The organism is Bacillus sp. VA15 (assembly GCF_055721145.1).
Genome location: NZ_JBVQPQ010000001.1, coordinates 621356 through 641483, shown reverse-complemented (window position 1 = coordinate 641483; position 20128 = coordinate 621356). Strand labels below are relative to the sequence as shown.

Here is a 20128-nt window from a genome sequence, read left to right as displayed (position 1 = left end):
ATGATGCCCCATACATTTTATCATACTAGAAAAAAGGGGGCTTCCTCGTGAAAGTGCACCGCATGCCAAAAGGTGTTGTCTTAGTCGGAAAAGCATGGGAGATTCGGGCGAAGTTAAAGGAGTACGGACGCACATTCCAATATGTGAAGGATTGGGTCTCTAAGCCGTAAAAGTTGAAACTTTAGCTCCTTTATATTACGGTCAATACAAAGCCTAAAAAAGGAGTGTGCACATGAAAAAGCGCAAACTGGGTACATCTGATTTAGAAATAAGCGAAGTCGGGCTCGGCTGTATGTCTCTTGGAACTGAAAAAAACAAAGCCTTGTCCATCCTGGATGAAGCGATCGAGCTTGGCATCAACTATTTGGACACAGCGGATTTGTATGACCGCGGACGCAACGAAGAAATCGTCGGTGATGCGATCCAAAACAGACGCCAAGATATTATTTTGGCAACGAAAGCGGGAAACCGCTGGAATGACGAAAGCGAAGGCTGGTATTGGGACCCTTCAAAAGCTTACATAAAAGAAGCCGTAAAAAAGAGTCTTGCACGGCTGAAAACGGATTATATCGACCTTTATCAGCTTCACGGCGGCACGATAGAGGACAACATTGATGAAACGATCGAAGCGTTTGAGGAATTAAAACAAGAAGGTGTGATCCGTTACTACGGTATTTCTTCCATCCGCCCAAATGTGATAAAAGAATATGTGAAAAAATCAAACATCGTCAGTATTATGATGCAGTTCAGCCTGTTTGACAGACGCCCCGAGGAATGGCTTCCGTTTTTAGAGGAACATCAAATCAGCGTAGTCGCCAGAGGTCCGGTTGCCAAAGGGCTCTTAACTGAAAAACCGCTTAAACAAGTGGCGGACAGCATCAAACAAAACGGGTACTTATCCTATTCGTTTGAGGAATTGACAAATGCCCGCAAAGCGATCGAGAATGTCGCGCCCGATCTGTCTTTGACAGAAAAGTCGCTGCAATATCTGTTAGCACAACCGGCTGTCACCTCAGTCATTACAGGCGCCAGTAAGATTGAGCAGTTACGGGAAAACGTTCAGGCTGCAAACGCACGGCGTTTAAGCGAAGAAGAAATCAAAGCGCTCCAATCTCATACGAAACAAGACGTTTACGAAGCACATCGCTCATAACAGAAAAACCAGCACCTGTATGGGTGCTGGTTTATTTATATTGATGCCAATCTATTTGGCTTTCATTAAGGAGCTCTTCAAAGCTTTTGTTTTTTTCTATCTCTTTTTTCTTTCTGATCTGTTCTGCTTTTTCTCTTTCTTGCCTCTTTTCATCCTCTTCCTTCAATTGGCTCTTCATCTCCATAAGCTTTGCTTTGATGTCGGATTGAAGGTCGTCTTTTAACTGATGTTTGTCAGTGGATTTTTGTTTTTTCATGTACGCTTCCCCCATGTTTTGTTTTGAGGCCAGTTTATCACGGAGCATATAGACCGAACAAGCGGACTCTCTTCTGAAAACTTTTTTGATCAGCACAGCACTGTTTAGGTATAATGATTCCAAGTATAAATTTCCTGTATTTAGTTGAAAGGTGCTGTGACTTTTGAAGAAAATCCTTTTGGCCATTGGCGCTCTCTTAACCGCTGTTATCGCAATCGGAATTGTTTTTTCAAATATCATTCTCTTTATCAAGAAAAAGACAGATGAAGACATTATCAAAAGAGAGACAGACGACGGACATGATGTGTTTGAATCCTTTGAACGAATGAAGAAAACCGCTTTTGTGATACCATCCGCTTACGGGTATGATATAAAAGGCTACCATGTCGCACCACATGACACACCAAACACCATTATTATCTGCCACGGGGTGACGATGAATGTGCTGAATTCTCTTAAATATATGCATTTATTTCTTGATCTCGGCTGGAATGTGATTGTTTATGACCATCGCCGACACGGACAAAGCGGCGGAAAGACGACTAGCTACGGGTTTTATGAAAAGGATGATCTCAGCGAGGTTGTCAGCTGGGCCAAGAATAAAACAGGCCATCGCGGATTGATTGGAGTTCACGGTGAATCAATGGGAGCTGCGACTGCCCTGCTTTACGCTGGTGAACACCATGATGATGGCGCTGATTTTTATATTGCCGATTGCCCCTTCGCACGTTTTGATGAACAGCTTGCCTATCGGCTGAAAGCAGAATACAGGCTCCCGTCTTGGCCGCTGCTCCCCATCGCCGACTTCTTTTTGAAGCTGAGGGGCGGCTATCGCGCACGCGAAGTATCTCCGCTTGCTGTCATTGAAAAAATCAAAAAACCGGTCCTCTTTATTCACAGTAAGGATGATGACTATATTCCCGTTTCTTCAACCGAGCGGCTTTATGAAAAGAAACCCGGACCGAAGGCACTGTATATTGCCGATAACGGTGAACACGCCATGTCGTATACGAAAAACCGGGACACATACCGAAAAACGGTGCAGGAATTTTTAGACAAAATAAAAATGCCCAAGTCTTAGGCCCTACCTAGTTTTTTTAACAAAAAATGAGGCCTTCTATAAAAGATAGGCCTCACTTTTTTTACTTCGCTTAACGTGTGATGAGATGTTGACCAGTATCCCGGCTGAAATCAGCATGAACATTAACGAAGAACCGCCATAACTGACAAACGGAAGAGGAATTCCGGTAATGGGGAGAAGGCCTAAAACAGCGCCAAGGTTAAATAACGCTTGAATCATGATCTGGAAGGTAAGGCCGATCGCCAGCAGCTTTCCAAACGGATCATTGATTTGCACAGCGATCCGCACGCCTCTGAACATCATTAACAGGTAAGCCCCGATGATCATCAAGAGCCCGGCCCCGCCGAGTTCCTCGGTAATGACCGCCATAATAAAGTCCGTATGGGCTTCAGGAAGAAATCCCAGCTTTTGAACGCTGTTCCCCAATCCATTTCCCCAGAACCCGCCCGAATCGATGGCAAGGTAGGAATTGATTAACTGGTAGCCGTCTCCGTTTTCATCCTGAAAAGGATCCCTGAACGATGTCAGCCTTCTTAACCGGTACGGCGCCGTCATAGCAAAATATGCGATGCCGGCCCCGGCCATTGTCCCGAGAAGCAATAAATGCCGTTTTCTGATGCCGGCGCACAGCAGAACAGCTCCGCAGCTTAATAGGATCGAAACGGCGGTGCCCAAGTCCGGCTGTTTTAAGATTAGAAAGAACACGGCCGCCAAAATGAGCAGCGGGGGCATGACGCCCTTTCCGAAATTGGCAATGTATCTCTGCTTTTTTGCATACACGTAAGCAAAATAAATAACCATCACAAGCTTCACGGCCTCAGACGGCTGAATGATGAGCGAACCGAAATGAATCCACCTTTGAGAATTGTTTTTCTCCACCCCAATCCCCGGCAACAAAACGAGAATCAGCATCAAAAAAGAAAGCTTCACTAAAAACCGGATGAGTTTGCCGTAAGCTTTGTAAGGGAAAAAGACGGCAGCCGAAAAAAAGGTCAAACCGATGAGCAGCCATTGCAGCTGCTTCACAAAAAAATAGCTGCCATTACCGTACTTTATATATCCGAGGGGGTAGCCGGCGCTGTAAACCATCAGCAAACCAAGCGAAGATAAAAACAGAACCGATGCGATCAAAACATAATCAAGCTTTTTTAGATGGGAAAGAATCACCTTAAGCATCTTCAATCCCACCCCCTGCCGAACATATAATGCTTAGATCTGATATTCACACTGAAAACGAGACCTAAAGCAATCATATTGGTCAACAGCGCACTGCCGCCATAGCTGATAAACGGAAGAGCGAGCCCTGTCACCGGCATTAATCCGATTGTCATCCCAATATTTTGAAACACTTGGAATATAATTAAACCTGCAACCCCCGCAGATATATAAACACCGAACAGACTGTTGGATCGCATTGCAATCCTAATAATTCTGTAGATCATCAGAAAATACAGACAGATTAATGTTACGGCACCCAAAAAACCGAACTCTTCACCAATCACAGCGAATATAAAATCGGTATGAGCCTCCGGAATTTTCCCTCCTTGAACTTGGACTCCATGGGTAAAGCCGCTTCCTGTCAGCTGACCCGATCCTATCGCCAATAACGACTGCGTCAGCTGGTATCCATATGTAGATGCATGTTCATGAGGGCTGAGCCAGCCATATATCCTATCAAGCTGATGAGGTTTAATGATCTTTGAAAACATCTCAAAGTAATAATTGTGCAAAAACGTCAAAAAGGCGATTAATGCTATGAATCCAAGTGACAGGGACATGATCATTCTGCCCGAAATCCCCGAGACCAGCATTAACGTGAATGCAATCGACAAAATCACCAATGCAGAGCCTAAATCAGGCTGAATCAATATGAAGAAAAACGGAATCATTGTGTACACCATGATTTTACCCGTCGGAATGATGCTCTCTGTGAAGGAGAACCTTTTATGCTGATATTGATTGAGTACCGAAGCCAACAGAAGAATCAAAATAATCTTCATAAATTCTGTAGGCTGGATTTCTAACACCCCGAAGCTTATCCACCTTTGTGAACCATTTTTATACGTTCCAAAAAAATGAACGAGAATGAGGAGAAAAACAGTTCCTACAAATAACCTGAGCGCCAATCGTTCGAGCAGCTCGTAATCGATATAAGCTGTTCCTGCCATTATGCCAAACCCGACAAGATACCAAATGACCTGCCGTTTGGCAAAATAAAAAGGGTCCTGTGTTTCATACTGCCCCGATCCGCTGTAAACAGCCAGTAAACTGATACAAAACAGACTAAATAAAATGAGCAGAAGACTGATGTCAATGTTGGTTTGTTTTTGTTTCATCTTTAACATGCTCCATTACGATTTAGGTGACAATTGGTTGAAGACGAGTTGAATCGCTGCGGCGTCATCGATATAGCCAATCGGAAAAATATAATCCGGTATAACATCAACAGGAGCAATGAAATACAGCAAAGCACCGCCTATCAGCAGCATTTCACGCGGCGTCCCGCAACCCGTAGTAAATCTGAAATACATGTCTTGCAAACGGGTCAGGAAAGGACCGATGCCGCTGACTTTCTCGACTTTATGTTCAAACTCGTCCTGAATCGTACGCTTCCCTTCCTCTGTCTGAGAATATTGCTGGTACTCAATCAATTTGCTTTTCAGCTCTTCCATCGTAAAAGACCGGTCATAGACATTTGAGGTTTGCAAAACGTCTTCAATTTCGTCAATTGATGAGTGAATATCCGGACGGTCGTTGTCCTGCTTCTTCTCCATTGTATAGCCTGCAGCCGTCATCAGCTCATCAAAAGAAACGCCAAGACTGTCTGAAAACCTTTGTAAATGGTTCAGGTTTGCTTTTCTTTTGCCATTGATGATTCTCGAAATGGTCGCTTTATCAATTTGTGTGCGTTCGCTCAATTCCCTTAATGATAAAGACCTTTTTCGTAAATGCTCTTTCAGCAGCGCTCCTAGCTGATTTTTCTTTTGTTCCTCCACAATCCTGTTCTCCTTTCACACTAAAAACTTATCAATCTATCAGCCTAAAGACTAAGACGGTATAATGATATAGAAGTGTTGTCATAATGTCAACGAATAACCATAACAGCCCGTAACACCTAGTGTTTCCCACTATGAAGTTGTTGACAATTAAACAAAAAAAGAGTGAGCCATAACTCTCACTCCTTCCTCTATAACGTCAAAACCCTCTTAGTTTTTTACGACACTCCAATGATTTTTCTTCTTTTGGCAGAGTGCCCATGAACATATGGATGTGGCTTTGCACGCTGTTACTTCGATAATCTCGATAACTTTTCTTTCACAACTCCTACGGCAGATATTTTGGTTGGCTAAGCAAACATCGCTAGCACCACGCTGGAAGCTACTCGGAACCTTAGACCTAGCCCGGGGTTTTCTGTCCATAATAAAAAAGCGAAAGGCCTCTTCGGGCTCTTCGCTTTTTTATTTCACAAAACGTCGGTAATGCCATCCATATTTTCTCTGATCCATTCAATCGCAAGATCTATCGTTGTAAACTCCTGCGTTTCGAATGTCATTTCATCCTGCAATAGCCAAACATCTTTTTTGACGGATTCTGCTCCTCCAATTGACCAGTGGAGCAAAGTATAGGGATGGTTTTGATTTAGGAAGGATACCCACGTTTTATTTTGTGCTGTGTTCTTCATTGCCTTCAGCTTTTGTTCCACGTTTCGTGTCTCCCTACTTTACTAATATGCTCATTCTGGGGCTGAGCATTTCAGCTGGACTTTTCAGCGCCAGTGTTTTGGCTTTTTCATTGTAATCGATCGTCATTTGATCGTCAAAAAACACTTTTTGCGATGATTGGATATACAGCGGGATGCCATTCGTTTCCAGCTGCTCGCACTGTCCCGTTAATTCTTCAGCCAGCCAGATTGTCGGTACACCGCTTACCGCACAGCCGCATCCTTCTGCATCGTAACGAAGCTGGGCTTTTTTTCCCGGGTTGGCGTCAAACGCCTGCTGCAGTGCCTGTTTTGCTGCATCTGTCACATGTATGTTCATAAGGTGAGACCCCCGTTTTCATCATTTTCGCAATTGTAGCATACAACGCTTCCATTCGCATTGTTTCTGCCTTCTTTCCATCGCTTTGCATTTTCTTCTGCAGTCTTGATCCAATCATCTTTCCCCTGTATGTATAGATTGATGCAGTCCGGATGCTGGGCAGCCAGCTGTTTTTTGAGAACGGCATATTCTTCCGCTATTTCTGGATGAGCTCTGAGATAATCTCTGAATAACAGGTGCCTTTCAATAGCAGGGTTTCCCTTTTCGTACATATGGACATGATGAGTGCGTTTATTTCCGCCCTTTTGGAAATAACGTCTGCCAGCTATGCCGTTTTCTCCTCTCGGTGTATAGCCGATAGCCTTCATTTGTGTATCATATTGGCTCACCGCTTCAATGCTTCTGACTTCAATTAATATATCAATGATTGGCTTTGCTGCCATGTTCGGGATTGATGTGCTTCCGATATGATGAACAGCAATGATCTCCGGTCCGAACACAAGCTTCAGCCGTTCTTTTTCTTCATCGAAACATTCCGTCCATTTTTCATTGTAGAGAACGACTTCAACTTTTCGTTCCGGATACAAATGAAAGACAGACAGCAATAGACCCTCCGCGGCTTTGACGGTTTCTGCCTTTTGAAATCCCGCCTGTGTATAGAGCGATACGGCCGGTGTATTTTTCTCAGCTGTGACTACTTCGATTTTCTCAGCGTCTTCGTTTTGATCGATGACAAAGTGCAGAAGTGCTCGTCCAATCCCTTTTCTAAAACCGTCGGGATGCACCACAAGCCTGCAAATGGTGAGATGATGCATGTTTATCTCATATGAAATGACACCGATCAGTTTGCCGTCTTTCCGATATCCCGCAAACTGTTCATGAGATGCTTGAATATCCTTCGGCTTCTCTTGTAAGGCAGGAATACCGTCAAAACCGATAAGCTCCGCTTCTTTTATGTACGCGGGCTGCTGCACGGCAATAATCTCACGCGCTGTGATGTCTCCCTTATGCTCAAGAAATTCAATCATTTCTCTTCTCCTGAAAACAGCCGCTGCCTCTCGACTTTTGCGATGCGGACTGCATACAACTCGTACCAAACGCTTTTTCCTTTTTCTTTTGCCGCTTGATGTTCATTGTGATGCTTCCAGTGGTTAATGGCGTCGATACTGTCCCAGTAGGAAACAGTTATGCCCCTTCCATCCGCTTCACGAACACTTTCGACGCCTAAAAATCCCGGCTGATCCGCCGCAAGCGATACCATCCGCTCCGCTGTTTCTCCATATCCTATGTCATTTTCGCTTTTGACAGATGAAAAAATGACTGCATAGTAAGGTGGCTCAGGTGTTTTTGATAAAAAATCCATCATATTTCCTCCTCATATGTTTTTGACAAACAGTACCTTATCTTGGCCCGGGCCATCGTAGTTTGCAAACACTGAGATGCCATTTACCGTTTTGGTGCCCTTTTCAATGTCAAATCCCAATTTTGTGTGATACGCGATTGATACCTTATTCACAGGTGAAGTGACGCATTTTACCCGGGTGCAGCCTCTTTGTTTTACCGTTTCAATAAAGATATCGTATAATTGTTTTCCAATTTGCATTTTTCTGAAATCCGGATGCACACCGGAAAAATGGATGTATGCCGTTTCAGGATCCGATTGCGATTGAAACCCGATTAAAAATCCGGTCATGCTGTTATCTTCAGATGTAATAAAGCTTGTGTCCTGAAAATGCTCAAAAAATAGTCTCGGCAATTTTTCTTTCAGCTGTCTGCCGCCCCACCATTCATTCATTACAGACGTTACCATTTCATAATCTGAAGACGTGATTGTTCGAATATCCATTACGATTTGATCTCCCTCCGTCTGGCAAAACGAATGTCAGCTCTTTTTTTCTCACAATATAAAAATTATATTTTGCCTGACTGGAATTGTAAATGCCTTCTTTCCTGTATCATACGTTTCCAGATTGCCGAGGGAACAATGTTTGGTATTTTTACACATATTTCTCCCCCCAATGCAGGAGGGAGAAACGTTACAGCACAATATCAAGCACCTGATTAAGTTTCAGCTTATAAAGCTGATCCTCGTCTCCTTTTATCCATACTGTTTTTTCAAACTCTTCATAACGGCAGATTTTCCCGGTGCAGCGGACAATTTCACCGTCCTGAAAGCAGCTGACAGTGACATTCTGAGCAAACTCCATCGCGGTGCAAAGCGTTTGATTCATTTCCTCCAGCTTATCAGGATCAAGGATCGGCTTTTGCAGCTTCTGTTTATGGCGCTTTCTCTCAAGCAGGCTTTGTTTATGTTCCGGCAGAAACATCCTGCTCCCTTCCCACAGCAGGTTGCCTCTTTTTAAATGGTCATTCATTTATAGTGCCCTCCTATTTTAGCCGCACGTTCAAATGCCTGGCCTGCCGCTGTCAGTGACGCCGCCCTGATGATGGCTGTGTCGCCGAACCGGTTTTTAATGCCGTCCATCACATAGCCAAGGCTCATTTTCTTTGCATAATCCTGAAATAAATTGAGCTGCCATATGTCATCAGATGAGAGCTGAGACAGATTGACCCCGAGGCGGCGGACAGGCTTCCCGTCCCAAAACGTAAGAAACAGCCGGCATACAGCCTCATATACATCCTGGGTAGAATTCGTCGGCTCCGCCAGCTTCACTTGCCGGTTGAAGCCCGTTGGCCAATCAAAATCAGCACCCCGGCAGCTCACTGACACCGTCTGCCCCATTACCCCAGCGTTTCGGCTTCGCCTGCACACCTCTTCACTCAGTTCCAGCAGCACGACTTTGATTTCTTTGTCAAAGTGTTCGTAGTCTTTCGGGAGAGTCATTCCATGGCCAATCGCCTTTTGTCCGTCCAGAGATGAAGTTGACACAGGAGAATAGTCGATCCCGTTCGCCGTCATCCACAGCACGTGGCCGTTAATGCCCCATTTCTTTTTTAAAAGATCAAGCGGAAAAGCCGCAAGCCCGCCGATCGTGCTGATGCCCATCCGGTTTAAATGATGCTTCATGCGGCTCCCAACGCCAAACATGCTGCCCACCGGAAGCGGCCACATTTCGGTTTTCATATTTTCTTTCGTTAAGGTAAAAATACCGTTCTTATTCTTTTTGGCAAAATTGTCGCACGCGATTTTGGCTAGCGCTTTATTAGGACCGATTCCGACCCGCGCATAAATGCCGATCTCCCGCATGATTCTACCCTGAATGCTGTTTGCGATCTCTTCCGGCGTCCCAAACAGCTTCTGGCTGCCTGTAATGTCCATGAACTGTTCATCGATGGAATACGGCTCTACAAGGTCTGTATACTCCTCTAAAATGGCCGTAATTTGCAGTGATACATCAATATACCGCTGCATACGGGGCCGGAGCACAACAGCTTCAGGGCACTTTTCCTGCGCCTCCCACAGCCGTGAAGCATTCGCCACACCCTTTTGTTTCGCCAGCGGGCAGGCAGCCAATACGACTCCGCCCCTTTTTTCAGGGTCACCCGAAACAATGACGGGCCTATTTTTCAAATGTGGATTTTCCGCTTTCTCTACAGATGCATAAAACGATTGCATGTCAACGAGAAAAATCACTTTTTCTTTCATCATACACACCTCTAAAAAGAACTTATGTTCGTTTTTCTATTATATGCGAAAGTATGTTCGTTTTATACTGGTAAATCATTCTTGTCTGACAGAAAATATGATCCAAGGGTTTGAGAGAAGAAAAACATTTAGTAGAATAAAAGCGAAGCACAAAGATAGGAGAGTCATGATGGAGAAATTTGTCGAAAAAATGATGGGACAGGCACTGCGTCAATACGGCAGAAATGTTGCCATAGATCCGTTAAGCCCATATGAAAAACAAAGCCTGAAAGCAGCCTTAGAAGAGAGACGGGATGAAGAACCCGATGAGGATCTGCATGCGCATATAGAAGATATCATTTATGACTATGTCACAAACCAAGGGCTGTTCTCTTAAACGCAGGCCATAAAAAAAGAAACGTACAGCCCCTCAAAACTGTCTATTCTCAAGCGTGTCATCATTCAGAAGAGACACGGCCCCTTCTGCTGTTCTGCGGCTAATGTCGGCTTTCAGTGTAAATTTTGACCTCATGTCTGGCATCACTGAGCATTTCCGAAACTTGATCCACATCCTGATGGGTTAAATCACTGCCTGTAATGTTTCAAACGGACTTCCGTTTGCTTCCATGTTCTGCCGAATCGCTTTAAAACGCCCGGCATTCCAGCATCAATTAATATTGTGCTTTCACCACAGACATAAGCGCCGGACATATCGTCATTTTCCTTCCGAATGCTTTAACCTCAATTTCAACGATGTAAACTCCGTCAGCCCCGGGTATCCTCCACACATGGTATATTGCAATCCTACAATCAGACATGTTTTGCAGTAAATGTCAATGACGAAATATTTTGAATCCCCCATTGGAGAAGGAAATTTTTTCATATATGATAGAAAAAGATTCTTACATACAGGAGAGAATACGATTCATGAAGAAATGGAAAGATATCCACCCCATCAGCTGGACAATTATCATCGGAACCATTTTCGGCAGAATGGCAACATCGATGAGCATTCCTTTTTTAGCGATTTATTTAACAGCCGTCCAAGGCGCATCTGCTTCCTATGCAGGGCTGGTCATCGCCGCAAGCTCATCAGTCGGCATCCTTGCAAGCTTTTACGGCGGATATATCTCAGACAAATTCGGCAGAAAAAACATGATGCTCGTGTCCATTTTCGGCTGGATGCTGGTATTTGCAGGATTTGCGGCGGCATCTCATCTCTGGGTATTTTTTGTAGTAAACGCATTAAACGGACTTTGCAAATCACTGTTCGAGCCCGCTTCAAAGGCCTTGCTGTCTGATATGACAGAAGAAAAAACGAGACTGCTTATTTTTAATTTACGCTATGCAGCTATTAATATCGGCGTTGTCTTCGGACCGGTGCTCGGCCTGTATTTCGGCTCATCGCAAACGACCGCACCCTTTTTGGTGCCTGCAGTCATTTACGGACTATACGGACTCGTGCTTGCCATCCAATTTAAAAAACATCCATCATCGTCAGCATCAGACCAACCCCGAAATATGAGCGTGCGGGAAGCGTTTATGGTGACGCAAAAGGATCATCTTTTTACAATTGCTTTGGTCGGCATTACGCTATGCACCTTCGGCTACTCACAATTCAGTTCCACATTCCCGCAGTATATGGCGCAGAACCCCTTGATCAGCAATGGAACGAAGCTGTATGGGTTGATGCTGACATTAAACGCAATCGTTGTGTTGGCGACGCAATTTCCCATCGTCCATTTTGCAAAACGTTTTTCGCAGCTTTGCTCCCTGATGCTCGGTAATGTGATGGTTAGTATCAGCATGGCCATTTTCACCATATCACACGGTGTTTCGTCACTTGTGATGATTGTGGTCACATTTACAATCGGCGAAGTGCTTTTATTCTCTATGATGGATTTGTTTGTAGACCAGATTGCAAAACCAGGATTAAAAGGCACTTATTTCGGGGCAATCGGTTTTTCACAGCTCGGAAACGTCATCGGCCCCTGGATCGGGGGTATATGTATAGACCTATTTGGCGCTGGCCGGCCGATTTTTATTTTTTCTGTTCTGAGCGGCATCACCCTGCTCGGCCTGCCATTTTTAGCGTTCGCCTATCGGCAGATGAAAATGGACATCACAAAACACCAAACCAGGCTGGAAAAGCCGCTTTAAATAAAAAAACGGGAGAGAATCAATCTCTCCCGCAACAATGAGGTGATGAACATGAATATAGGCGATATGATGTTTCAGCTTTTCGTATTTATTATGTTTGCCGCTGTCATCTTTGCAGCTGTTACAAGCTTCAAGTATGCGAAGAACCGAAAAGCGCAGCTGGACCGCATTGAGAAAAAGCTTAACAGCCTATCCGAAGATCACGATTAACCGCTTGGAGCAACGAGCTCTACCTTAATCCGGTCCGGATCCTCACAATAGACTGCATAATGCCCGTCTCCTCCGGCAAAAGGATGCCGATCTCGGTACAACACACGATAACCTTTTGCCATCAATTTTTCGGTCATCAGGTCGACTTGAAGCTTGGATTCAGCATGAAATGCGAGATGGTTCAGCCCAACACGGCATCTGTGGTATTCCGGCTCTAGAAACTGCTCTTTCGCCGGCACAATCACAAGGTAAAAACAATCTTTCTTCCAACTGATGCCTGAGCTCCATTTTTGATACTCTTTATAGCCAAGTTCTTTTAGGAACCATCCCCAAAATCGTCGAGACGCTTCCAAATCAGAAACATACAGTTCAATATGATGCACGATATTATACCCGCCTTACCAGCACTTCTTCAACCTTATGCCCGTCTCCCTTACGCAAAATGAGATCTGACCTGAATTTAGTCGGCAAAATATTTTCATATAAATTCGGCCGGTTGACACTCTCCCAAATCGATGCTGCCATTTCGTCAGCCTCCTGATCAGACAAGTCTTTAAATTTATGAAAATAAGAATCGGGATTTTGAAAAGCTGTTTCCCGAAGCAGACGAAAACGCTCTAAATACCAAGTGAAAATCCGGCTTTCGTCCGCATCCACATAAATCGAAAAATCAAAGAAATCGGAAACAAAAATACGCGGATTTTTCCGGTCATCCTCCAGGGTGGGCGACTGAAGAACATTAATGCCTTCAATAATCACAATATCGGCCTGTTCTACAACCTCGAACACACCTTCCTCGCGGTCATAGGTGAGATGGGAATACACCGGGGCCTTTACGCTGTCTTTTCCTGATTTTAAGTCATTCAAAAATTCGAGCAGCGCCTTTACGTCATAGCTTTCAGGAAACCCTTTTCGTGACATCATATTTTTCTTTTTCAGCTCGGCTGTAGGAAATAAAAAACCATCTGTCGTGATAAGGCTCACTTTAGGGCGATCCGGCAAACGCGAAAGCAGCTTCTGCAATATCCGCGCTGTCGTGCTTTTTCCGACTGCCACACTGCCGGCGATGCCGATAATAAACGGAATTTTGGCTGAATGAGGGTGCTTTAAAAAAACATTGACATGCTTATTGCGTTCGGCTGCAGACTTAACATGCAAATGAAGCAGGCGAACAAGCGGAATATAAATCGTTTCCACTTCTTCAACAGATAGATAATCATTCAGCCCTTCCACGGCTTTTGCCTCTTCTTCAGAAACAGCAATCGACAAATGTCCCCCAAAGCCAGACCAAGACTCACGATTGTGTTTTGTATATAAAGTATGTAAATTAAGCTCTTTATTTTTCACTGTTTACACCTGACTCTCTGAAGGTTAAAACCCTTACAAAGATTGTAACGGAAAACCCTTTCACTGTCTGCTTATTTTTTCATTTCGTTTTCAGCAAATCTGCACCAATTCGGTTATACGCAGCCATTTCTTCTTTTGGAACCATGCTTCCTCCCGTTCCCCAGACGACATGTACAGCATGTTCCATCTTATGTTTCTGACTATAGCGTCTTCCTTCTTCAGTCGAAAAGAGCCGAATCGGTCCAAACATGCCGGCAAGAGCAGAGGGCTCTAAATATTTACTTTCAGAGACAGCCAGCATATGAAGCAAGGCATAAAGCGTATCGTCCTCTACGGTATAACAGCCGCTCAGCAGCGGTTCAATCAGCTTACCGACAAACCCTGACGGCCTCCCTACGGCAAGCCCGTCAGCAGCCGTCCGATTATCCAGGCCGATATCCTGGACAGAAATCTGCTCATGGAGTCCGGAATAAAGCCCTAACAGCATACATGGTGAATGAGTCGGTTCGCCGAAAAACACATGAACATGGTCTCCATATAAAAGCTTCAGCCCAAATGCCACACCGCCCGGCCCTCCGCCGACACCGCACGGCAGGTACACAAACAGCGGCGTTTCAGGTCCTGGCTGTATTTCCATACAGTCGAGCTGCGTTTTTAAACGGCTGGCGGCAACAGCATATCCTAGAAACAGCTGACGGGAGTGTTCATCATCAATGAAATAACAGAATGGATCTTGTTCCGCCTGCCGTCTCCCTTCTTTCACCGCTTCACTGTAATCTGATTCATACTCCATGACAGTGACACCCTTTTGGCGAAGGAGATCCTTTTTCCACTGCTTAGCATCGGCGGACATATGCACTGTCACGCGAAATCCGAGTGCTGCACCGATGATGCCGATGCTTAATCCAAGATTTCCTGTCGAACCGACAGCAATCGAATAGCGGGAGAAAAACGCGGCAAATCGGTCTTCCTGTAACATGCTGTAATCATCGGATTCCTGTAGCATTCCTTCTTGAAGCGCCAGCTTTTCAGCATGCTTTAATACTTCATAAATCCCGCCCCGCGCTTTAATCGATCCTGAAATCGGAAGCTCATGGTCGCACTTTAAAAGCCACCTTCCCGGAAATGGCTGCTGATATTGCGCTTCCAGCTTTTCCTTCATATGCTGCATTTCAAAAAGCGGAGACTCGATCATTCCTTTGGCATCTTTCGTCTCAGGAAACACCTCGGCAATGTAAGGAGCAAACCGCCGCAGCCTTTTTTCTGCCTCCGCTATCTCGCTTTCCCACTCATCTGCAGGGAATAACGAACCCTCTTTCTTGCCCGGATTTGCCCAGAATACAGGCTCTGCATCAATCAGTTTCTGAATAAACGGATCTTTGAGCAGAACATGAAGGGCTTCTTGATTGATTGACATTCAATGATTTCTCCCTTCCTCTACAAAAAACTGCCTGTGATCATGCCAACAAGCTTCTCACCACAGGCAGTTCCATCGTTATTTTTTCATAAGCACGCGTCCTGCCAGCTTTTCAACGAGAGCCGGAAACAGCTGATACAGCTTCGTGCCGGCATTCATTAAACGCGGAAGATTGATCTCCCGTTTGTTCGTGAAAATAGCGGCTGTAATTTGAGCTGCCACATCATCAGGATCAAGCATCCAGCGGCCGACATTTTTGACATAGTCCCCGCCTTTATCAGCAATGGAAAAAAAGTCCGTCTGAATCGGTCCCGGATTGACTGTTGTCACATGAATGCCGGTTCCCGCCAGCTCCATCCGTAAAGCATTTGAGTAGCCGAGCACGGCATGTTTTGTCGCGGAATAAAGGCTCGACTTCGGTGTTGCAATTTTCCCCGCTTGAGAAGCGATATTGATGATATGGCCCTTTTTTTGCTCAAGCATTTGCGGAAGCACCGCTTTTGTACAGGCGATCAAGCCGAAGACATTCACATCAAACATCGCTTTCATGTCATCTAGTGTCGAGTCTAAAACCGTTTCAAATATACCGAAGCCCGCATTGTTGATCAGTACATCAACCGAGCCAATCTGATCGCGTACACGGGCGATATCCTCTAGGCGGCCGACATCCAGAGGAAAAATCTCACACTGTCCGCTCCATTCCTCGGTTATTTTCCTCTTTATTGCAATCAAACGATCCTCACGTCTTGCCGACAGCAGGACATGGGCTCCTTCAGCTGCGCATAAATATGCGATTCTTTCACCGAGTCCTCCTGAAGCGCCGGTTATCCAAATTCGCTTTCCCGCTATATGTTTCACCCATTTCACCTCTTCATTGTTCTAAAGTATGCAGTTTTCCCTTCCCAATATGACGTGATGGATTCTTCTGCAGCCAACACATCAAGATGCCCTGCCGTTTCTGACATCGTTAAAAATAATTCCTTTTCATACACAGCAGGGAAAAGCTGCTGACAGACCTGAAAAGCGGTCATCGGCTTTTCATCCAGCATGCGCCGCACATCCTCCGTCCTGTTCCTCTGCTTGTCAAAACGCTTCTCAATCAGCGCCTGTACGCTGGTAATCGTTTCACCGTGGCCGGGAAACACGATTGTTGGCTCAAGTTCAGACAGCCTTCGCAAAGACCGCTGATAGTCGACTAAAGGCTTTGACCTTATGTCTCCCTCTTTCGGGGCTTCTATAATCGGATTAGACGAGCTGTTGGCCAGCAGAAGATCGCCGCCAAGCATTCTCCCGCTTTTTTCATGGAAAAGAACGATATGCGACTCAGCATGTCCAGGCATCTCCAAAACAGACCAGCCCTCAAGTCCATCAATCCTCATCCCTTCTCTGACTGTTTTTGTCAGGGATCTCGTACAGGAAAATGCGTACGCTGACCGAATCAGCTTTTCAGCCTTTCCAGCATCAAATGGAACGCCTAATTCAGGCAGCAGCTTTTGAAAAAAACGTTTTTGCCAATCCATATAAGCTTGATTTCGGCTGATATAAGGTTCGTTGAACGGATGCCCAATCACTTCAATTCCATCAGAAAAAACATCAAGCAAGCCGGCATGATCAGCATGATGGTGAGTCAGTACAACCTGCTCAATATCTGACATTTTCACGTTTACAGCAGCAAGCTGCTCTTGAAGGGCTGCAGCAGCCTCTTTTGTATTCGGCCCCACATCGATAAGTGTCAGCGCATCACCTTTTACTAGATAAACGATAACATCACCGACAGCAAATGGTGTCGGGACGCGGATCGCAATTACAACATCTGCAGTTGTCATCCTTTTGCTCCTTGTCTTCATTCATTATTCATATTTTAGCTTTTTCTCGGTCTTGTGTCATTATAGCTGAATGAGAATGGCCCTTTTTGAAAAAGCTATTGACATTAGCTTGTCCGCCATTGCATAATGAACAACAAACTAAAACGAGAACCATTGGAACGCTATGACGAGGATTAGTATACAAGGCAATGGTCAAAGAGAGCGATACCCCCTGGCTGAAAGGTATTGCGGCCCGCTTGTTTGTAGAACCTGCCCTCAGAGCGGTTAGGAAAACCTAAACGTTTCCCGCGTTATGGGATTTGAGCTGAGCACAATTTGTGCTAATGAGGGTGGTACCGCGAACCTTTTCGTCCTTTACGTGATGAAAAGGTTTTTTGTTGTTCTGATAGAAGGAGGATACCAATGAAAAAGATAGGATTTGTCGGCGCTGGGTCCATGGCAGAAGCAATGATCAACGGCATTTTGCAAAGCGGCATCACAAAACCAGAACATATCTATATCACAAACCGCTCAAATGACGAGCGTCTGATTGAATTAAAGGAGACGTACGGCGTGCGTCCATGCAGAGATAAAAATGAGTTGTTCACTCACACCGATATCATCATCCTCGCTTTTAAACCGAAGGACGCGGCGGAAAGCATTGACGGCATCCGTTCGTATATCAAGGATCAGCTTGTGATTTCAGTGCTTGCAGGCCTTACCATCGAAACCATTCAGCACTATTTTGGCAGAAAGCTCGCGGTCATTCGCGTCATGCCTAATACTTCAGCAGCCATTAGAAAATCAGCAACCGGATTTTCTGTAAGCGCGGAAGCAAGCCAGGATGATATCACCGCCGCAAAAGCTTTATTGGAAACAATCGGTGATGCCACACTGGTTGAGGAACGGCATCTTGATGCTGTCACGGCGATCGCCGGCAGCGGTCCGGCCTACGTGTACCGTTATATCGAGGCAATGGAAAAAGCGGCGCAAAAAGTAGGTTTGGATAAGGAAACGGCAAAAGCACTCATTTTGCAGACTATGGCAGGGGCAACAGATATGCTCCTTCAAAGCGGCAAACAGCCTGTACAGCTGCGCAAGGAAATTACGAGTCCAGGGGGCACAACTGAAGCAGGCCTTCGCGCTTTACAGGACTCCCGCTTTGAAGAAGCGATTATTCACTGTATTGAAGAAACCACTAAACGCAGTGCGGAGATCAAAGAGCAGTTTGCCGGTGCCGCCTTAGAGAAGCATTCATAGATATAAGCCAAAAGACAGAAGGTACTGTGCCTTCTGTCTTTGGTGTTTCCTAAAACAGCTGGCCGGCAGTTTCTGATTGTTTTAATAGCGCGGAGATCGTAAATGAAAGCAAGTCCGGAAGCACTTCAAAGGAATAAGGCATATACAGTCTTTCCGTCCATTTGTGCGGGTCTTTTCCAGCCGGACCGACATTGAAAACCGGGACATATAAAGCCTGATCTTTGCCGCTTGGCAGTGAATATCCTCTGTTAAAGAGCGGCATATTGCTTGTGTACGCATCAACCTCCTGCTTTTCCAGCTGTAGATAGCTTAAGTCTGAAAGTCCGGGGAAATACTGGACCTCCCGTAGAGCTATGCCGTACCTGTCAGCCGCATAATGCATAAGCTGATCAGCTGTATTCCTGATCAATTGATCGTCCTTTGAAGAAACCGCCGGATAAAACGGCGGGCTGTAAAAAAGAACAATAAGCGGCGCATCTTCCTTACAAAGTGAAGCAAGCTCTGAAACAATTTTCGTCGAAAAATCCCTGTCCCCAAGATCGCCTCTGTTGGCAAAGGCATAATTAAGAACCCGCTCGGTTTCCGAGTTTCCAACACGCTTTTTTGCACGCGCGACCAGCTCATCAAATGTCAAAACAGTCACGGTGCGTTCAATCGGCTGAAAAGACTCAAATTGCTGAAAATCCTGTGTTTTCTTTCGAATGTTCGCGGTTATTTCCTCCGCCGCCTGTTCTGCGGTTTTAAGCAACATCTGATGCAGCTCACTGGCCGACCGTTTCATTGACAGCACATTAAATAACGTGACAGCTGTATGCGGTGTCTGAACTGAATACGCCTCTTTCAAGTCCTTTTGCATTAAGTTGACCGGCGGCGGAGTGACTTCACCATCAACCTTTTCGCAATAATCCACATTCAGTTCAAGCAAGCGGTTCATCTCAGATACCATTAAATTTGCGTTTATGCCTGAAAATGGCTCTCCGACATGGGTTTCAATCCCCTTACAGAAAAATCCCGCAAGCACCTTGCCAATGCTTCCTGTATAAAAATATTGCTGCTGATCGCCGGGAAATTTTTCAAACATCGGTTCAGCATTCAGGCAAGCGGTTAATGTGATATCATGCTTTTTCTCCATTTCCTTCAGTACAGGGACCGCTTCAATCATGCCTCTTGAATTCACTTCCTCATCAGGAACGGTAATCAATAGCAGATTGCCCTCAAATTGGCCGTTCATTGCCCGCTCCAGCATTGACAGATGAACAGCAAGCCCCGCTTTCATATCCATCGTCCCTCTTCCGAACAGCCAGTCGCCGCTCTCAGCATCTTTTCGCACACGCTCCGGAAGCAGCTCTTTTTTCTCTAAAAAGGAACTCAAAAGCTCGGCAGGCTTACAAGCCATATGTTTGAATTCTCCGTAATCCTCTATGTCCACGACATCAAAATGACTCAGCAAAAGCACTGTCTTTTTGACATTCTTCTTTTTGACTAGAGCCGTTAGAAAGGATCTGCCGTCGTCCATCGGATGAAGTGTTACATCATCAGGATGTTTTTGAAAATAAGGCTTGTCCTTCAAAATAAAATAAAGATATTCTGCAAGTGCTGCCTCTCCCTTCGAACCGGTGATGCTTTCGTATTGTACAAGAGAAGTTAAAAGGGTCAGCAATTCGTCCTTCGTCTGCCAATTCATCGATCTCCGCCCCTCCTATGTATAAAAACGCTTCTAAAATGAAAAATAAAATGATTCTCTGTCTATTATACAGAAATGGTTGACAAAAACGGATCTTTTGAGCAGTTTATATGACGGGAAAGAAATGAC

General features: G+C 45.1%; 23 protein-coding genes, 2 pseudogenes and 1 other annotated feature. Of the genes and pseudogenes, 7 read left to right on the top strand and 18 right to left on the bottom strand.

The genetic code is table 11. The annotated features are described in order from the left end of the window. Positions 1-47 precede the first annotated feature (47 nt). Both mciZ and AC0DBE_RS03455 read left to right on the top strand, forming a co-directional pair. Entirely contained in the window at positions 48-170 is a 123-nt protein-coding gene (mciZ, locus tag AC0DBE_RS03460) for a Z-ring formation inhibitor MciZ (protein WP_014114281.1), read from the top strand. 62 nt (positions 171-232) lie between these two features. Continuing rightward, positions 233-1153 (top strand): aldo/keto reductase, encoded by a 921-nt coding sequence (locus tag AC0DBE_RS03455; protein WP_114150404.1) that lies wholly within the window; start codon positions 233-235, stop codon positions 1151-1153. 31 nt (positions 1154-1184) lie between these two features. Here AC0DBE_RS03455 and AC0DBE_RS03450 read toward each other — a convergent pair whose 3' ends face one another. Then, positions 1185-1409, bottom strand: coding sequence for a YqkE family protein (locus AC0DBE_RS03450; protein ID WP_061187820.1), 225 nt, complete (start codon positions 1407-1409; stop codon positions 1185-1187). A 163-nt stretch (positions 1410-1572) separates the two neighbouring features. On the opposite strand from AC0DBE_RS03450, the gene AC0DBE_RS03445 reads away from it, so the two are divergent. Next, positions 1573-2490 (top strand): alpha/beta hydrolase, encoded by a 918-nt coding sequence (locus tag AC0DBE_RS03445; protein WP_087986919.1) that lies wholly within the window; start codon positions 1573-1575, stop codon positions 2488-2490. A gap of 36 nt (positions 2491-2526) precedes the next feature. On the opposite strand, the gene ftsW is transcribed toward AC0DBE_RS03445, so the two are convergent. The 10 genes and pseudogenes from ftsW to AC0DBE_RS03395 all read right to left on the bottom strand — a co-directional run bounded on the left by ftsW (position 2527) and on the right by AC0DBE_RS03395 (position 10140). Further along, positions 2527-3672, bottom strand: a complete 1146-nt coding sequence (ftsW, locus tag AC0DBE_RS03440; protein ID WP_061187598.1) for a putative lipid II flippase FtsW — start codon at positions 3670-3672, stop codon at positions 2527-2529. Further along, positions 3669-4826: a rod shape-determining protein RodA gene (rodA, locus tag AC0DBE_RS03435; RefSeq protein ID WP_326198297.1), complete on the bottom strand. Its 1158-nt coding sequence runs from the start codon at positions 4824-4826 to the stop codon at positions 3669-3671. The genes ftsW and rodA overlap by 4 nt, the downstream gene beginning before the upstream one ends. 15 nt (positions 4827-4841) lie before the next feature. Continuing rightward, a complete protein-coding gene (locus AC0DBE_RS03430) occupies positions 4842-5486 on the bottom strand; it encodes a helix-turn-helix domain-containing protein (RefSeq protein WP_472961083.1) in 645 nt (214 codons plus the stop codon). 467 nt (positions 5487-5953) lie between these two features. Next, positions 5954-6193: a YqkC family protein gene (locus AC0DBE_RS03425; RefSeq protein WP_003226554.1), complete on the bottom strand. Its 240-nt coding sequence runs from the start codon at positions 6191-6193 to the stop codon at positions 5954-5956. A 13-nt stretch (positions 6194-6206) separates the two neighbouring features. Then, positions 6207-6530, bottom strand: a complete 324-nt coding sequence (locus AC0DBE_RS03420; protein WP_003226552.1) for an iron-sulfur cluster biosynthesis family protein — start codon at positions 6528-6530, stop codon at positions 6207-6209. Beyond that, positions 6527-7558 (bottom strand): GNAT family N-acetyltransferase, encoded by a 1032-nt coding sequence (locus AC0DBE_RS03415; protein WP_472961080.1) that lies wholly within the window; start codon positions 7556-7558, stop codon positions 6527-6529. The genes AC0DBE_RS03420 and AC0DBE_RS03415 overlap by 4 nt, the downstream gene beginning before the upstream one ends. Beyond that, positions 7551-7896 (bottom strand): annotated as a pseudogene (locus AC0DBE_RS03410) (antibiotic biosynthesis monooxygenase family protein). Before AC0DBE_RS03410 ends, AC0DBE_RS03415 begins: the two are co-directional and overlap by 8 nt. 9 nt (positions 7897-7905) lie before the next feature. Beyond that, positions 7906-8376, bottom strand: coding sequence for a GNAT family N-acetyltransferase (locus tag AC0DBE_RS03405; RefSeq protein WP_072566513.1), 471 nt, complete (start codon positions 8374-8376; stop codon positions 7906-7908). Between the two features lie 190 nt (positions 8377-8566). Further along, a complete protein-coding gene (locus AC0DBE_RS03400) occupies positions 8567-8905 on the bottom strand; it encodes a YolD-like family protein (protein ID WP_014114291.1) in 339 nt (112 codons plus the stop codon). After that, positions 8902-10140, bottom strand: coding sequence for a DNA polymerase IV (locus AC0DBE_RS03395; protein WP_072566514.1), 1239 nt, complete (start codon positions 10138-10140; stop codon positions 8902-8904). The genes AC0DBE_RS03400 and AC0DBE_RS03395 overlap by 4 nt, the downstream gene beginning before the upstream one ends. A 166-nt stretch (positions 10141-10306) precedes the next feature. Here AC0DBE_RS03395 and AC0DBE_RS03390 point away from each other — a divergent pair, with 166 nt between their 5' ends. Beyond that, positions 10307-10513: a YqzH family protein gene (locus AC0DBE_RS03390; protein ID WP_061187593.1), complete on the top strand. Its 207-nt coding sequence runs from the start codon at positions 10307-10309 to the stop codon at positions 10511-10513. A gap of 188 nt (positions 10514-10701) precedes the next feature. Here AC0DBE_RS03390 and AC0DBE_RS03385 read toward each other — a convergent pair whose 3' ends face one another. Further along, positions 10702-10827 (bottom strand): hypothetical protein, encoded by a 126-nt coding sequence (locus AC0DBE_RS03385; RefSeq protein ID WP_332606570.1) that lies wholly within the window; start codon positions 10825-10827, stop codon positions 10702-10704. Between the two features lie 216 nt (positions 10828-11043). On the opposite strand from AC0DBE_RS03385, the gene AC0DBE_RS03380 reads away from it, so the two are divergent. Both AC0DBE_RS03380 and AC0DBE_RS03375 read left to right on the top strand, forming a co-directional pair. Further along, positions 11044-12276, top strand: coding sequence for an MDR family MFS transporter (locus tag AC0DBE_RS03380; RefSeq protein ID WP_472961076.1), 1233 nt, complete (start codon positions 11044-11046; stop codon positions 12274-12276). 51 nt (positions 12277-12327) lie between these two features. Further along, positions 12328-12486, top strand: a complete 159-nt coding sequence (locus AC0DBE_RS03375; RefSeq protein ID WP_165766225.1) for a hypothetical protein — start codon at positions 12328-12330, stop codon at positions 12484-12486. On the opposite strand, the gene AC0DBE_RS03370 is transcribed toward AC0DBE_RS03375, so the two are convergent. The 5 genes and pseudogenes from AC0DBE_RS03370 to AC0DBE_RS03350 all read right to left on the bottom strand — a co-directional run bounded on the left by AC0DBE_RS03370 (position 12483) and on the right by AC0DBE_RS03350 (position 17076). Beyond that, positions 12483-12869, bottom strand: a complete 387-nt coding sequence (locus tag AC0DBE_RS03370; RefSeq protein WP_072566516.1) for a VOC family protein — start codon at positions 12867-12869, stop codon at positions 12483-12485. The two genes, AC0DBE_RS03375 and AC0DBE_RS03370, sit on opposite strands and share 4 nt — an antisense overlap. 4 nt (positions 12870-12873) lie before the next feature. Continuing rightward, a complete protein-coding gene (gene coaA, locus AC0DBE_RS03365; protein WP_014114300.1) occupies positions 12874-13833 on the bottom strand; it encodes a type I pantothenate kinase in 960 nt (319 codons plus the stop codon). A gap of 60 nt (positions 13834-13893) precedes the next feature. Continuing rightward, a pseudogene (gene dsdA / locus AC0DBE_RS03360) lies at positions 13894-15250 on the bottom strand (D-serine ammonia-lyase). A gap of 78 nt (positions 15251-15328) precedes the next feature. Continuing rightward, positions 15329-16108 carry an SDR family NAD(P)-dependent oxidoreductase gene (locus AC0DBE_RS03355; protein WP_072566518.1) on the bottom strand — a complete coding sequence of 260 codons (780 nt, stop codon included), beginning with the start codon at positions 16106-16108 and terminating at the stop codon, positions 15329-15331. A gap of 5 nt (positions 16109-16113) precedes the next feature. Next, positions 16114-17076, bottom strand: a complete 963-nt coding sequence (locus tag AC0DBE_RS03350; protein ID WP_072566519.1) for an MBL fold metallo-hydrolase — start codon at positions 17074-17076, stop codon at positions 16114-16116. A 154-nt stretch (positions 17077-17230) separates the two neighbouring features. After that, positions 17231-17434: a binding site (T-box leader), on the top strand. Positions 17435-17478: 44 nt separating this feature from the next. Between AC0DBE_RS03350 and proC the strand changes: the two genes are divergently transcribed. Further along, entirely contained in the window at positions 17479-18315 is an 837-nt protein-coding gene (proC, locus tag AC0DBE_RS03345; protein ID WP_472961072.1) for a pyrroline-5-carboxylate reductase, read from the top strand. Between the two features lie 49 nt (positions 18316-18364). On the opposite strand, the gene AC0DBE_RS03340 is transcribed toward proC, so the two are convergent. Next, positions 18365-19999 carry a M20/M25/M40 family metallo-hydrolase gene (locus AC0DBE_RS03340; RefSeq protein WP_072182173.1) on the bottom strand — a complete coding sequence of 545 codons (1635 nt, stop codon included), beginning with the start codon at positions 19997-19999 and terminating at the stop codon, positions 18365-18367. Positions 20000-20128: the final 129 nt, after the last annotated feature.

Coding starts and splice junctions, on each gene's coding strand:
- AC0DBE_RS03455 (WP_114150404.1), top strand. CDS start 233: ATGAAAAAGCGCAAACTGGGTACATCTGATTTAGAAATAAGCGAAGTC.
- AC0DBE_RS03450 (WP_061187820.1), bottom strand. CDS start 1,409: ATGAAAAAACAAAAATCCACTGACAAACATCAGTTAAAAGACGACCTT.
- rodA (WP_326198297.1), bottom strand. CDS start 4,826: ATGAAACAAAAACAAACCAACATTGACATCAGTCTTCTGCTCATTTTA.
- AC0DBE_RS03420 (WP_003226552.1), bottom strand. CDS start 6,530: ATGAACATACATGTGACAGATGCAGCAAAACAGGCACTGCAGCAGGCG.
- AC0DBE_RS03415 (WP_472961080.1), bottom strand. CDS start 7,558: ATGATTGAATTTCTTGAGCATAAGGGAGACATCACAGCGCGTGAGATT.
- AC0DBE_RS03405 (WP_072566513.1), bottom strand. CDS start 8,376: ATGGATATTCGAACAATCACGTCTTCAGATTATGAAATGGTAACGTCT.
- AC0DBE_RS03400 (WP_014114291.1), bottom strand. CDS start 8,905: ATGAATGACCATTTAAAAAGAGGCAACCTGCTGTGGGAAGGGAGCAGG.
- AC0DBE_RS03395 (WP_072566514.1), bottom strand. CDS start 10,140: ATGATGAAAGAAAAAGTGATTTTTCTCGTTGACATGCAATCGTTTTAT.
- AC0DBE_RS03390 (WP_061187593.1), top strand. CDS start 10,307: ATGGAGAAATTTGTCGAAAAAATGATGGGACAGGCACTGCGTCAATAC.
- AC0DBE_RS03385 (WP_332606570.1), bottom strand. CDS start 10,827: ATGTCCGGCGCTTATGTCTGTGGTGAAAGCACAATATTAATTGATGCT.
- AC0DBE_RS03380 (WP_472961076.1), top strand. CDS start 11,044: ATGAAGAAATGGAAAGATATCCACCCCATCAGCTGGACAATTATCATC.
- AC0DBE_RS03375 (WP_165766225.1), top strand. CDS start 12,328: ATGAATATAGGCGATATGATGTTTCAGCTTTTCGTATTTATTATGTTT.
- AC0DBE_RS03350 (WP_072566519.1), bottom strand. CDS start 17,076: ATGACAACTGCAGATGTTGTAATTGCGATCCGCGTCCCGACACCATTT.
- proC (WP_472961072.1), top strand. CDS start 17,479: ATGAAAAAGATAGGATTTGTCGGCGCTGGGTCCATGGCAGAAGCAATG.
- AC0DBE_RS03340 (WP_072182173.1), bottom strand. CDS start 19,999: ATGAATTGGCAGACGAAGGACGAATTGCTGACCCTTTTAACTTCTCTT.